10 protein-coding genes are annotated in these 13,496 nt (G+C 56.2%); 4 read left to right on the top strand and 6 right to left on the bottom strand.

Annotated features, from left to right (window positions below):
- The first annotated feature begins 67 nt into the window (after positions 1–67).
- Complete coding sequence (adk, locus tag CSE01S_RS06410) at positions 68–712, top strand: adenylate kinase (RefSeq protein ID WP_042285806.1); 645 nt, start codon at positions 68–70, stop codon at positions 710–712.
- Positions 713–884: 172 nt separating this feature from the next.
- Positions 885–1,847, top strand: a complete 963-nt coding sequence (gene hemH / locus CSE01S_RS06405; RefSeq protein ID WP_042285804.1) for a ferrochelatase — start codon at positions 885–887, stop codon at positions 1,845–1,847.
- Here the strand turns inward: hemH and aes are convergent.
- Complete coding sequence (aes, locus tag CSE01S_RS06400; protein ID WP_042285802.1) at positions 1,844–2,803, bottom strand: acetyl esterase; 960 nt, start codon at positions 2,801–2,803, stop codon at positions 1,844–1,846. The genes hemH and aes overlap by 4 nt on opposite strands.
- 142 nt (positions 2,804–2,945) lie before the next feature.
- Between aes and gsk the strand changes: the two genes are divergently transcribed.
- The gene (gsk, locus tag CSE01S_RS06395; RefSeq protein WP_042285800.1) at positions 2,946–4,250 is read left to right on the top strand and encodes an inosine/guanosine kinase; all 1,305 of its coding nucleotides are present in this window, start codon (positions 2,946–2,948) and stop codon (positions 4,248–4,250) included.
- A 110-nt stretch (positions 4,251–4,360) separates the two neighbouring features.
- On the opposite strand, the gene ybaL is transcribed toward gsk, so the two are convergent.
- Positions 4,361–6,037 (bottom strand): YbaL family putative K(+) efflux transporter, encoded by a 1,677-nt coding sequence (gene ybaL / locus CSE01S_RS06390; protein WP_042285798.1) that lies wholly within the window; start codon positions 6,035–6,037, stop codon positions 4,361–4,363.
- Between the two features lie 215 nt (positions 6,038–6,252).
- Positions 6,253–7,458, bottom strand: a complete 1,206-nt coding sequence (locus CSE01S_RS06385; RefSeq protein ID WP_042285796.1) for an MFS transporter — start codon at positions 7,456–7,458, stop codon at positions 6,253–6,255.
- Positions 7,459–7,619: 161 nt separating this feature from the next.
- On the opposite strand from CSE01S_RS06385, the gene ushA reads away from it, so the two are divergent.
- The gene (ushA, locus tag CSE01S_RS06380) at positions 7,620–9,269 is read left to right on the top strand and encodes a bifunctional UDP-sugar hydrolase/5'-nucleotidase UshA (RefSeq protein WP_042285794.1); all 1,650 of its coding nucleotides are present in this window, start codon (positions 7,620–7,622) and stop codon (positions 9,267–9,269) included.
- Positions 9,270–9,313: 44 nt separating this feature from the next.
- Here the strand turns inward: ushA and ybaK are convergent, their stop codons facing one another.
- From ybaK to copA, 3 genes are all read right to left on the bottom strand, one after another.
- Positions 9,314–9,793 carry a Cys-tRNA(Pro)/Cys-tRNA(Cys) deacylase YbaK gene (gene ybaK / locus CSE01S_RS06375; RefSeq protein ID WP_042285792.1) on the bottom strand — a complete coding sequence of 160 codons (480 nt, stop codon included), beginning with the start codon at positions 9,791–9,793 and terminating at the stop codon, positions 9,314–9,316.
- 201 nt (positions 9,794–9,994) lie between these two features.
- Entirely contained in the window at positions 9,995–10,789 is a 795-nt protein-coding gene (locus CSE01S_RS06370; RefSeq protein WP_042285789.1) for a TraB/GumN family protein, read from the bottom strand.
- Positions 10,790–10,927: 138 nt separating this feature from the next.
- Positions 10,928–13,429: a copper-exporting P-type ATPase CopA gene (gene copA, locus CSE01S_RS06365; RefSeq protein WP_042285787.1), complete on the bottom strand. Its 2,502-nt coding sequence runs from the start codon at positions 13,427–13,429 to the stop codon at positions 10,928–10,930.
- Positions 13,430–13,496 lie beyond the last annotated feature (67 nt).

Below are 13,496 nucleotides of genomic sequence, written 5' to 3'. Positions count from 1 at the left end.
TGCGTGATGGTGGTATCGTTTAGCGCTTTTTTAAAAAATATCGACAACCTTTAAGGGGATTTTCGTAATGCGTATCATTCTGCTTGGCGCTCCGGGCGCGGGTAAAGGAACTCAGGCTCAGTTCATCATGGAGAAGTATGGTATTCCGCAAATCTCCACGGGTGATATGCTGCGTGCTGCCGTGAAGTCTGGCTCCGAGCTGGGTAAACAAGCGAAAGACATCATGGATGCGGGTAAGCTGGTGACCGATGAGCTGGTGATTGCGCTGGTGAAAGAGCGTATCGCCCAGGAAGATTGCCGTAACGGTTTTCTGTTAGACGGCTTCCCGCGCACCATTCCGCAGGCTGACGCCATGAAAGAAGCGGGCATCGTGGTGGATTACGTTCTCGAATTCGACGTACCGGACGAACTGATCGTGGACCGTATCGTCGGTCGCCGCGTTCACGCCGCCTCTGGCCGCGTATACCACATCAAATTCAATCCGCCGAAAGTAGACGGTAAAGACGATGTGACCGGCGAAGAGCTGACTACCCGTAAAGACGACCAGGAAGAAACCGTACGTAAGCGTTTGGTGGAATACCATCAGATGACCGCACCGCTGATTGGCTACTACCAGAAAGAAGCGGAAGCCGGTAACACCCAATACGCCAAAGTCGACGGCACACAGGCCGTGGCTGACGTGCGTGCTGACCTGGAAAAAATCCTCGGTTAATCGGTAAAATGCCCGAAGGCGCCACGCTTATCGGGCTTACCGCACCGTAGGCCGGAGAGAACGCGGCACGCTACTCTCCGGCTTCGCCCAAAAATACCTCTCGCAGCAATTAGTTCTTCTTCTCTGCTTTTCCGCTACAATTATCAACCAGTTGAAACGATAAGAGGCGGTAATGCGTCAGACGAAAACCGGAATTTTGTTGGCTAACCTCGGCACGCCCGATGCGCCTACGCCAGCGGCAGTGAAACGCTATCTCAAGCAATTTCTCAGCGACAAACGCGTTGTTGATACGCCTCGTCTTTTATGGTGGCCGTTGTTACGCGGGGTGATTTTGCCGCTGCGCTCGCCGCGCGTGGCGAAACTGTATCAGTCTGTGTGGATGGAAGGCGGGTCGCCGCTAATGGTTTACAGCCGCCAGCAGCAGCAGGCGCTTGCCGCACGCTTGCCGGATACGCCGGTTGCCCTCGGGATGAGCTATGGATCGCCATCGCTGGAAAGCGCAGTGGATGAACTGCTGGCCAACCATGTCGATCATATCGTCGTGTTGCCGTTGTACCCGCAATATTCCTGTTCGACCGTCGCTGCCGTCTGGGACGAACTGGCGCGCATTCTTGAGCGCAAGCGCCACATTCCCGGCATCTCATTCATTCGCGATTACGCTGACGACAGCGCCTACATTGATGCGTTGGCCAACAGCGTGCGGGCATCATTTGCAGAACATGGCGAACCCGATCTGCTGCTGCTGTCGTATCACGGCATTCCACAGCGTTATGCAGATGAAGGCGACGATTATCCGCAGCGCTGCCGTGATACCACCCGAGAGCTGGTTTCTGCGCTCGGCCTGTCGCCGGACAAGGTGATGATGACCTTCCAGTCGCGCTTTGGTCGTGAACCATGGCTAACGCCTTATACCGACGAAACGCTGAAAATGCTCGGTGAAAAAGGGACCGGCCATATACAGGTGATGTGCCCGGGCTTTGCGGCTGACTGCCTGGAGACGCTGGAAGAGATCGCGGTACAAAACAAAGAGATCTTCCTTGAGGCGGGCGGCAAGAAATATGAATATATTCCGGCGCTTAATGCCACACCGGAACATATTGATATGATGCTAAAACTGACCGCAGCGTATCGCTAAAGCTGGGCGGTAAAGAAACGCGCGCCGTCCTGAAGCGCTTCGTCAGCGCTACGCATCATCCTGGAGTAGTGCAGGAAGGAATGCAGCGTGCCGGGATACATTTTGTATTCGCACGGCTGGCGGTGCGTCCTGAGCGTGTCAAAAAGCAGGCGGCTGTCGTCAATAAGGGGATCAAATTCGGCGGTGGCGATAAAGCATGGCGGCACGTCGCGCGTCAGGTCGTTATTGAACAGGCAATAGTAAGGCGACTCCTGGTCTTCTGCGGTACGCAGATAGGCGTTCTCAAATATCTTCAGATCGTCGCGACTCAGGCCGTCCCACTCGCCGCCCAGCAGCCGACGGCTGGGGGAGTCCTGCAAGCCATACAGACCATACCATAGCAACACGCCGGCCACTTTCCCGCATTCCAACCGTTTATCCCGCAACCACAGCGCGCTGGCGAGCGCCAGCATCGCTCCCGCCGAATCACCGGCAAAGCCAATGTGCGACATGTTCAGTTGATAATCGTCCGCGTGCTGATGAAAAAACTGGCAGGCAGAAACCGTTTCTTCAATCGCCTGCGGAAAACGGGCCTCGGGCGACAGGGAATAATCAATGCCTACCACCGTACACCGGCTATATTGTGCCAACAGACGCATAATGCGGTCGTGGGTATCGAGATTGCCGAGAATAAATCCGCCGCCGTGCAGGTAAAAGAGCGTTGCCTGACTTTCTGGCTCCGGGCAGTAAAACCGCGTGGTCAGTTCGCCGTGCGCGCCCGGAATTGTATATTCTCGCGTCGTCATCGCTGGCGCATCAAGATTCCAGAAACGACGCTCAAGCTGGTAATGCTGGCGCATGGCTTTAACATCATCGGCGGGCGGCCAGGGCGGCAGGTCGTCCTGGTGGACATTAAGCACTGTCTGCATCTCTTCTGAAATGCACGTCAGGACGGGAAGCTTATTTTCCGGTTTCATCGAACGCTCCTTGTGAAAAAGGAACATTGTAAAAATTCTCGCCGCAGAAACTGCGATCCCGTCGTCGGATATTGAAACTCTGCGGAAGCGGGGGGGAATGTGCTACCATGCACCGCTCCGTTAGTCACCCGTAAAAACAGTCATGAAATTTCCCGGTAAACGCAAATCCAAACACTATTTCCCCGTCAATGCGCGCGATCCACTGCTGCAACAAATTCAGCCTGAAAACGAGAGTAGCGCCGCGTGGGTCGTCGGTATCGACCAGACGCTGGTGGATATTGAAGCGAAAGTCGATGACGAGTTTATACAACGTTACGGATTAAGCGCCGGACATTCTCTGGTGATCGAAGATGACGTGGCGGAAGCGTTATATCAGGAGCTGAAGCAGAGAAATTTAATCACTCATCAGTTTGCGGGCGGCACCATAGGCAACACCATGCACAACTATTCGGTGCTGGCGGACGATCGCTCGGTGCTGCTTGGCGTCATGTGCAGTAACATCGAAATAGGCAGCTATGCCTATCGCTATTTGTGCAATACCTCCAGCCGTACCGATCTCAACTATCTTCAGGGCGTGGACGGACCGATTGGCCGTTGTTTTACCCTGATCGGCGAATCCGGTGAGCGTACCTTCGCCATCAGCCCCGGCCACATGAACCAACTGCGTGCGGAAAGCATCCCCGAGTCGGTGATTGCCGGTGCCTCTGCGCTGGTATTAACCTCCTATCTGGTGCGCTGTAAGCCGGGAGAACCAATGCCGGAAGCGACCATGAAGGCCATCGGGTATGCGAAAAAACACAATGTGCCGGTAGTGCTGACGCTTGGCACCAAATTCGTGATTGCCGATAACCCACAGTGGTGGCAGGCATTTCTGCAAGAAAACGTCTCAATTCTGGCGATGAACGAAGAAGAAGCCGAAGCGTTGACCGGAGAGAGCGATCCGCTGCTGGCGTCGGACAAGGCGCTGGACTGGGTGGATCTGGTGCTTTGCACCGCCGGGCCGATCGGCCTGTATATGGCGGGCTTCACCGAAGACGAAGCCAAACGGAAAACCCAGCATCCATTATTGCCGGGCGCGATTGCCGAGTTTAACCAGTACGAGTTCAGCCGCGCGATGCGTCATAAGGATTGCGTGAATCCGCTGCGGGTCTATTCTCATATCGCGCCGTATATGGGCGGTCCGGAAAAGATCATGAATACCAACGGCGCGGGCGACGGCGCGCTGGCGGCGCTACTGCATGATATTACTGCTAACAGCTATCACCGCACGAACGTGCCGAATTCCAGCAAGCATACCTTTACCTGGTTGACCTATTCGTCACTGGCGCAGGTATGCAAGTATGCGAACCGGGTCAGCTATCAGGTGTTGAACCAACACTCCCCGCGTCTGACGCGAGGATTGCCGGAACGGGAAGACAGTCTTGAGGAGTCCTATTGGGATCGCTGAACCTCTGCCCGATGGCGATTCACTGATCGGGCCTGCGTAGAGTATCAGGCGCTGTAGGCCGGACAAGGCATGACGCCGCCATCCGGCAGGGTGACATTCAGGATTCAGGATTAACCCGGCACCACATCACCTGCTGGCCCCGTTTCCAGCAGTTCCAGCATCGTCCGGGCGATTTCACGTTCGCCCATCACCACCTGATTCGCCCCGCGCTCGGTAATGTACTCCACCTCATCGTCATAGTGCGCGCGGGCGATAATCTCAATGTTCGGGCATTTCTCACGGGCAGACGCCACGATTTCACCCGCTTCGTAGCCGTTCGGGATAGTAAGGATGAGCCAGCGCGCGCAGTCCAGATGCGCCAGATTCATGATTTCTTCGTTGGCGGCATTGCCCAGCACCGCGCGGATCCCTCGCTCGCGCAGTTCATCCACGCGGGTTCGTGACGTTTCAATCACCACCAGCGGTATATCCGCCGCCATCAGTTTCTCGCCAAGCAGGCTGCCGACGCGGCCAAAGCCTACCAACAGCGCGTGGTTGCAGATATCCACCGGAATTTGCTTCTCTTCTTCGATCGCTTCTTCCAGCGTCTGCTCTTCCAGCGTTTCGGTTTTCGCCAGATATTTTTCCAGCAGCGCAAACAGTATTGGGTTTAGCATTATTGACAGGATCGCGCCGGCCAGCACCAGATTCTGCCCTTCCTGGGGCAGCAGATTCAGCGCCATCCCCAGACCTGCAAGAATAAAGGCGAATTCGCCAATCTGCGCCAGGCTGGCGGCAATGGTCAGTGCGGTACGCGGCGAATGCCCAAACAGACGCACCAGCAGGAAGGCGGCGACCGACTTACCGAAGATGATGATAGCCAGCGTGGCAAGCACCGCCAGCGGTTGTTGCACAAGGATCATCGGGTCGAACAGCATACCGACGGAAACGAAGAACAGTACGGCAAACGCGTCGCGCAAAGGCAGCGTATCGTGCGCCGCGCGGTGGCTCAGTTCAGATTCATTCAACACCATGCCGGCAAAGAACGCGCCGAGGGCGAAGGAGACGTCAAACAGTTCCACCGCGCCAAAGGCGATGCCTAACGCCAGCGCCAGAACGGATAACGTAAACAGCTCGCGGGAGCCGGTGGCGGCGCTGCGGGCCATAATCCATGGCACCAGGCGGCGACCCACCAACATCATAATGGCGATGAATGCCACGACCTTGCCGATGGTAATGCCCATATCGACCGCCAGCGAGGCGAAACCGACGTTGCCTTTTTCCACCATTCCGGCCACTGCAGGCAGAAGCACCAGCGTCAGCACCATCACCAGATCTTCGACAATCAGCCAGCCGATAGCGATCTGCCCGCGCTGGCTGTCAACCAGTTGACGCTCCTCAAGCGCGCGCAGCAGCACCACGGTACTGGCGGTCGACAGACACAGCCCAAAGACGATGCCGGTCATCAACGACCAGCCCATCACTGCGGAAAGCGCCATACCCAGCAGCGTCGCCACGGCTATCTGGGCGATCGCGCCGGGAATGGCGATGGACTTTACCGCCATCAAATCCTTGAGCGAGAAGTGCAGGCCAACGCCGAACATCAGCAGGATAACCCCCAGTTCGGCGAGTTCCGGCGCCAGTTGGGTATCAGCCACAAAACCAGGGGTAAATGGACCGGCCAGAACGCCCGCTAACAGATATCCCACCAGAGGAGAAATACGCAGTTTATTGGCAAGCATGCCGAGAATAAAAGCGAGCACAAGGCCGCCAACAATGGTGGTGATAAGCGGGGTGGCGTGATGCATTCCGTCTCCTTTGGTAGCTGATGTCCACAAATTCCACGTAATAGTTTATGACAATTTTCATTATCATGTTTATGAATAATTGTTGAATTTTGAAGAAAACTGCAATCTGGCGCAAAAAAGGCACGGATCGGAAAAGGGACTGAGGACAGGCAGAGCAAACGCTTATGATAACTGGTCTGGCACGCGGCTAAAGTTAAGCTTTAGCCGCGGTAAACTCAGGCTTTAGGTCGGTTATCAGGTAAGAATATGGTCAATATCCCGAGAAGCGGCAGGAAAGCGCAGATTTTATAAACTAAATCGATACTGGTATGGTCGGCAACTAACCCTAATACCGCCGCGCCAAGTCCGCCCATTCCGAAAGCGAAGCCGAAAAACAGACCAGAAACCATGCCGATACGGCCGGGTAACAGTTCCTGGGCATACACCAGAATGGCAGAAAACGCCGAGGCAAGAATAAAACCAATGATCACCGTTAAAATCCCCGTCCAGTAGAGCGTGGCATAGGGTAAAATCAATGTAAACGGCGCTACGCCGAGGATAGACCCCCAAATCACATATTTTCGACCGATTTTATCGCCGACAGGCCCGCCAATAACCGTCCCGGCAGCGACCGCAAACAGAAACGCAAACAGATGAAGCTGCGCGTTTTGTACCGATAATCCGAATTTTTGCATCAGATAAAAGGTGTAATAGCTGCTGATGCTCGCCATATAGAAGTATTTCGAGAAAATCAGCACCAGCAGGACGCTTACCGCGAGTACGACTTTGTTGCGCGGTAGCGGATTGATAACGCTGGCTTTAGGTTTCCCTTTGCTCATTCGATGCTGCGCGGCGTACCAGCGACTGATTTGCGCCAGCACGACAATCGCCAGCAGAGCGGCCAGCACAAACCACGCGACGTTGCCTTTACCGTAAGGGGCGATAATCACTGCCGCCAGCAGCGGCCCTAACGAGCTACCAAAGTTGCCGCCCACCTGGAAGATCGACTGGGCAAGGCCGTGACGTCCGCCGGAGGCCATGCGCGCCACGCGCGAGGATTCCGGATGGAAGACCGATGAACCTGTCCCTACCAGCGCTGCCGCCAACAAAACGGCGCCAAAGCTGCCCGCCATCGCCAACAGAACCAGCCCGCTAAGGGTGAAACACATTCCAATGGGGAGCGACCACGGCATGGGATATTTATCGGTCCAGTAGCCGACAACCGGTTGCAACAGCGACGAGGCCAGTTGAAAGGTAAGGGTGATCATGCCAATCTGCATAAACGTCAGCGAAAATTCTGACTGAAGCAGTGGGTAAATCGCCAGAATCAGCGACTGGATCATATCGTTAAGTAAGTGCGAGAGGCTGATGGCCCCTAAAATGCCAAATGACGTCCGCCCTTTCGGCAGCGACGCTGGCTGAGAGGTTTCACTGATTGCCATAAGTACCACGTCTATAGTTATTGAAGTGCAGGGAGTAATTATTATCCGCCTAACATACCTGTGACTGAGTTTTGAAGAAAGTCGCATTTCTGAAAACTTATTTGTTTATTCTCATTACTCGCTGTAATTTCTGCATTTGTCCTGGGTCAGGGAGAGAAAAAATGAAGTTTATGAAACGTGGCGTCGCACTGGCGTTGCTGGCAACCTGGGCGCTGGTCAGCCAGCCCGTGCAGGCATATGAAAAGGATAAAACTTACAAAATCACCATCCTGCACACCAACGATCATCACGGCCATTTCTGGCGCAGTGAATACGGCGAATATGGCCTGTCTGCGCAAAAAACGCTGGTGGACGGTATTCGTCACGAAGTGGCGGAAGAGGGCGGAAGCCTGCTGCTGCTCTCCGGCGGCGACATCAATACTGGCGTGCCGGAGTCCGATCTGCAGGACGCCGAACCCGACTTTCGCGGCATGAATTTGATTGGCTATGATGCAATGGCCGTCGGCAATCACGAATTCGATAATCCGCTCACTGTTTTACGCCAGCAGGAAAAGTGGGCGAAGTTTCCGTTTCTTTCCGCCAATATTTACCAGAAAAGCACCGGTGAACGTCTGTTTAAACCCTGGGCGATTTTTAAGCGTCAGGATCTGAAAATTGCGGTTATCGGTTTAACCACCGACGACACGGCGAAAATTGGCAACCCTGAATTCTTTACGGATATTGAGTTCCGTAAGCCCGCGGATGAAGCGAAGCTGGTGATTCAGGAACTGCAAATGAACGAGAAGCCGGATGTGATTATCGCGACGACCCACATGGGGCACTACGATAACGGCAATCACGGCTCCAATGCGCCGGGCGACGTCGAAATGGCGCGCAGCCTGCCTGCCGGTTCGCTGGCGATGATTGTAGGCGGTCACTCGCAAGACCCCGTGTGCATGGCGTCAGAAAACAAAAAGCAGGTCGATTATGTTCCGGGAACGCCTTGCGCACCGGATAAGCAGAACGGCATCTGGATCGTACAGGCGCATGAATGGGGCAAATACGTAGGCCGTGCGGACTTTGAGTTCCGTAACGGTGAAATGAAAATGGTTAATTACCAGCTCATTCCGGTGAACCTGAAGAAGAAAGTCACCTGGGAAGATGGGAAAAGTGAGCGCGTGCTTTACACACCGGAAATAGCCGAAAACCCGCAGATGCTCTCGCTACTGACGCCATTTCAGAATAAAGGCAAAGCGCAACTGGATGTCAAAATCGGCTCGGTGAATGCTCGTCTGGAAGGCGATCGCAGCAAAGTGCGCTTCGAGCAAACCAATATGGGCCGTCTGATCCTGGCCGCGCAAATGGCGCGTACCGGCGCGGATTTCGCGGTGATGAGCGGCGGTGGTATTCGCGACTCGATTGAAGAGGGGTATATCACGTATAAAAGCGTCCTGAAGGTGCAGCCGTTTGGCAACATTGTGGTATACGCCGATATGAGCGGCAAAGAGGTCATTGAATACCTGACCGCCGTAGCGCAAATGAAGCCGGATTCCGGCGCGTATCCGCAGTTTGCTAACGTCAGCTTTGTGGCGAAAGACGGTAAGCTAAACGATCTCAAAATCAAAGGGGAAGCGATCGATCCGGCCAAAACCTACCGGATGGCGACGCTGAGCTTTAATGCCACGGGCGGGGATGGTTATCCGCGGTTGGATAACAAGCCGGGCTACGTCAACACCGGCTTCATCGATGCGGAAGTGCTGAAAGAATATATCCAGAAAAATTCACCGCTGGATGCCGGTGCGTATGCGCCTGGCAATGAGGTGATTTTTTAAACCTGCTTGCCCGGTGACGCTATGCCGCCGGGCTGACAACGGGTTTAATCCCGACGCGCAATGTCGGCGAACTTAGCGTCCAGAATGGCGGCCAAATCGTTTGCCGCCAGTTCGATATCCAGCCCGCGCTTGCCGCCGGATACGTAAATGGTCGGGAACGTTTGTGCGGGCGCATCTATCAACGTCGGCAACCGCTTTTTCTGTCCGAGTGGGCTAATGCCGCCCACCAGATACCCCGTAGTACGTTGCGCAACCATCGGGTCAGCCATATCGACTTTTTTTGCCCCCAGCGCTTTCGCCACTTTTTTTAGATCCAGTTGACCGGCAACCGGCGTGACCGCAACGGCCAGGTGCTTCATGTCTCCGTTTACAGCGACCAGTAGCGTTTTATAAACCTGATCCGCATTCAATCCCAGTTTACGCACCACTTCGTCGCCAAAGTTCGTTTCGCCAGGATCGTGATCGTAGGTGTGGATCTGAAAGGAAATTTTGTTTTTTTCGAGTAATTTAACGGCGGGTGTCATAACTACGAATCCTTGCTCGGAGATAATTCAACAAAAGCATACCCCTGACGACTGTCTAAAAAATAGTACCATCTTGCGCAATTGTATTGGCAGGATGCAGAGTTTGAGCGACAATCGACATACACCGTCGCAAAAAGCGGCGGCATAATAATAATGATGAAATTCCTCTTTGACGGGCCAATAGCGATATTGGCCATTTTTTTAGCGCATCAGCGCCGGTAAATTTCCTTCCCCATACAGATGAAGCGCGCCGACGGCAACCACATAGCGTCCCGCGGGCAGCGCCGCCAGGCGATCCCGCCAGGCGAGGTTGCGCTGGTGCATCAGTACGTCGTACAACGATTCGCTAAAGGTGTTCGGCAGCGTCAACGCGTTATCCTGCGGCGGCGTTTTCAGCCACCAGCTCATCATCTGCTGAAGCAGCCGGGCATTGGTATGCCAGTGCGTCAGCGTATCGTCCAGCAACGCCAGGCCGTTGTCCGGCAGTTCGCTCAGTAACGTAATCTGGCTGGCCGCGCCTTCCAGTTCAATGACCGGAATCTGCGCGTTTTTGGCCGCCTGCAATAGCTGGTAGTCGATTCCGTACTCAGGCCGTAATCCTAACTGTTGCGCCTGGGTGGCCTGTAGCACCATCGCAATCTGCCACAGCGGCTGCGTGGAAAACAGGGAAGGGGAGATCCCCAGCTCGTCGGTCGCTCTGTGCAGATTGCGCAACTGGTCTTCGCTGATGCGATCTTCCAGCGCGGCAAACGCCGGTAAGTCGGCAAACGGACTGTCGCAACCGGAGACATCGGCTTCAACGATCAGCGCATCGGCGTTTCTGAGCTTTTTGAGTAGCCTGGCGGGCAGCGGCGACATGTCGCGGCTGCCCATATGAATACTGCCAATCAGGTGAAAGTGGCGATGGCCGGGCAACGAAACGTCGATGGCGGGCCAGCTATACGGATGGCCGCGCAGCGCAGCGAAAACCCTTTTTACCCGGTACAACAGATCCATGCGACCTCCCTAAGTAGAGACTCATGCTAGCGCGTGGCCTGAGAAGGTGCAAACCGTGAATTGTCGGATGACGATGCGCGCGCGGTATATCCGGCCTACAAACGGCTGTGTAGACCGGATAAGCGTCAGCGATCCGCGTTACTCTTTTGGTTTAAAACGCAGCAGACGGTTCGCGTTACTCACCACGGTAATGGATGACAGCGCCATTGCCGCCCCGGCAACCACCGGATTCAGCAGAGTACCGGTGAAGGGCCAGAGGATCCCGGCGGCGACCGGAATACCGATGCTGTTATAAATAAACGCGCCGAGCAGGTTCTGCTTCATATTTCGCAGCGTGGCGCGGGAGATCGACAGCGCGTCGGCGACGCCCATCAGGCTATGGCGCATCAGGGTGATGGCGGCGGTTTCAATCGCCACATCGCTGCCGCCGCCCATCGCGATACCGACATCCGCCTGCGCCAGCGCCGGGGCGTCGTTAATGCCGTCGCCCACCATCGCCACCTGACGTCCCTGACTCTGCAGACGCTTAATGGCATCGGCTTTACCGTCCGGCAATACCCCTGCGATCACCTCGTCGATCCCGGCTTCTTTCGCGATCGCGTTAGCGGTCGTCGGGTTGTCCCCGGTCAACATCACCAGACGATACCCGGCGCGATGAAGTCGCTGAAGCGCCGCGACGCTGTCGCTGCGCAGCGGATCGCGCACAGCCAGTAACGCTGCCGCTTTACCGTCAATCGCCAGCAGAACCGGCGTGGCGCCTTGTGACGCCTGAGCGGCAATCTCGGTCTCCATCAGCGTCGTGGCGACCTGCTGCTCATTTAACAGCGCCTGGTTGCCCAGCAGCAGGGTATGGCCTTCGGCTTCACCGCTCACGCCCAGCCCGCGCAACGTACGGAAACGGTTAACCTGCGGCAGCGTTGCCTCGCCCGCTTTGTCGAGGATCGCCCGGGCCAGCGGATGGCTGGAGCCTTGTTCCAGCGCCGCCGCCAGACGCAGCGCTATGGCGTCATCAACGCCGTTAAAGGTTGCGATCGCCACAACCTGCGGCTTGCCTTCGGTCAACGTCCCGGTTTTGTCAAAGACCACCGTATCCAGGGTGCTGGCGCGCTGTAGCGCATCGGCATCGCGAACCAGAACGCCAAATTCGGCGGCGCGCCCAACGCCGGAAATGATCGACATCGGCGTAGCCAGCCCCAGCGCACATGGACAGGCGATGATCAGCACCGTTGTCGCGATGACCAGGGTATAGACAATTTGCGGCGCGGGGCCAAAGAAGTACCATATCCCGGCGCTCACCAATGCAATAACCACTACCACCGGGACGAACACCGCAGAGATTTTATCGGCCATCTGACCGATTTCCGGTTTGCTGCTCTGGGCCTGGCGCACCATGCGAATGATGCGTGACAGTGTGGTGTGGCTCCCCGTGCGGCTTGCGCGAAACAGCACGCTGCCGTCCTGCACGACGGTACCGGCATGAACGCTATCGCCTTCGCCTTTTTGCTGCGGGACAGGTTCCCCGGTGAGCATCGCTTCATCCAGCCACGCTTCACCCTGGGTGATTTCACCGTCAACCGGTACGCGGTCCCCGGTGGTGAGCCGCAGTAGCATGCCTGGCTGGACATCGGCCAGCGGGACGCTTTTTTCGCCTTCGTCGGTGACGATCCGGGCGGTTGGCGGTGTGAGGTCGAGCAGTTTTTCCAGCGCTTTTGACGAGCGCTGGCGGGCGCGGGCTTCCAGCATATGTCCGAGGTTAATCAGACCGATGATCATCGCGCTGGCTTCATAATAGAGATGCCGCGCTTCCATTGGGAACCATTGCGGCCACAGGTTGACGCTCATCGAATAGAGCCACGCCACGCCGGTGCCGAGGGCGACCAGCGTATCCATCGTGGCGGTGCCGTTCAGCAGGCTTTTCCACGCGCTGCGGTAGAAATGGCCGCCTGCGAAAACCATAACGGCCAGCGTCGCCAGGCCGATCGCCAGCCACAGGCTGCGGTTGTCGTCGGTGACCATCATATTGTCGCCGATCATGCCCCAGACCATCACTGGCACACCGAGCAGCAGGGCGACAATCGCCTGCCAGCGAAAGCGTTTCATGGTGGCGATGGCGGTTTCCTGCTGGCGTTCGCGGCGTTTGGCGTCATCTTCAATCGCCTCGGCGCCGTAGCCCGCTTTTTCCACCGCCTGCACTAATTCTGCGGCGGACGCGCTGCCCATGACCAGCGCAGTGCGTTCCGCAAGGTTTACCCGTGCCTGCGTGACGCCCGGTACGCTTTGCAGCGCGTTCTGAACCCGGGAGACACAGCTGGCGCAGCTCATGCCGCTTAACAGCAGCTGTTGGCTATCGTCTTCAGCCGTGGCTGCCGGAAGCTCATCAGGGACCGCTGCCAGTGCTTCCGACGGGATTGATGACTCCGCCAGCGGTTTAGCCTTTGGGTGGCTTAACTCCGCGCCGTAACCGGCTTGCTTGATGGTTTCGATAAGCGCGTCGGCGCTGGCGGTGCCGGTGACGTGCGCTTCCGTAATGCTTACTTCCGCCTGGTCAACATCAGGGCGCTGCTCAAGGCTCTCTTTCACGCGTTTCACGCAATGACCGCAGGACAGGCCGTCCAGGGTCAGGTCGATGGTTTGTGGCATCACAACTCTCCTCTGTTACAGGGCAAAGGTATTGCCCCTTGCACTTCGATGGGCTAACTGTTATTTA

The organism is Citrobacter sedlakii NBRC 105722 (assembly GCF_000759835.1).
GTDB lineage: Bacteria > Pseudomonadota > Gammaproteobacteria > Enterobacterales > Enterobacteriaceae > Citrobacter_A > Citrobacter_A sedlakii.
This window is presented reverse-complemented; position numbering and strand designations above follow the sequence as displayed.

Coding starts and splice junctions, on each gene's coding strand:
- hemH (WP_042285804.1), top strand. CDS start 885: ATGCGTCAGACGAAAACCGGAATTTTGTTGGCTAACCTCGGCACGCCC.
- copA (WP_042285787.1), bottom strand. CDS start 13,429: ATGCCACAAACCATCGACCTGACCCTGGACGGCCTGTCCTGCGGTCAT.
- aes (WP_042285802.1), bottom strand. CDS start 2,803: ATGAAACCGGAAAATAAGCTTCCCGTCCTGACGTGCATTTCAGAAGAG.
- CSE01S_RS06385 (WP_042285796.1), bottom strand. CDS start 7,458: ATGGCAATCAGTGAAACCTCTCAGCCAGCGTCGCTGCCGAAAGGGCGG.
- CSE01S_RS06370 (WP_042285789.1), bottom strand. CDS start 10,789: ATGGATCTGTTGTACCGGGTAAAAAGGGTTTTCGCTGCGCTGCGCGGC.
- ybaK (WP_042285792.1), bottom strand. CDS start 9,793: ATGACACCCGCCGTTAAATTACTCGAAAAAAACAAAATTTCCTTTCAG.
- gsk (WP_042285800.1), top strand. CDS start 2,946: ATGAAATTTCCCGGTAAACGCAAATCCAAACACTATTTCCCCGTCAAT.
- ushA (WP_042285794.1), top strand. CDS start 7,620: ATGAAGTTTATGAAACGTGGCGTCGCACTGGCGTTGCTGGCAACCTGG.
- adk (WP_042285806.1), top strand. CDS start 68: ATGCGTATCATTCTGCTTGGCGCTCCGGGCGCGGGTAAAGGAACTCAG.
- ybaL (WP_042285798.1), bottom strand. CDS start 6,037: ATGCATCACGCCACCCCGCTTATCACCACCATTGTTGGCGGCCTTGTG.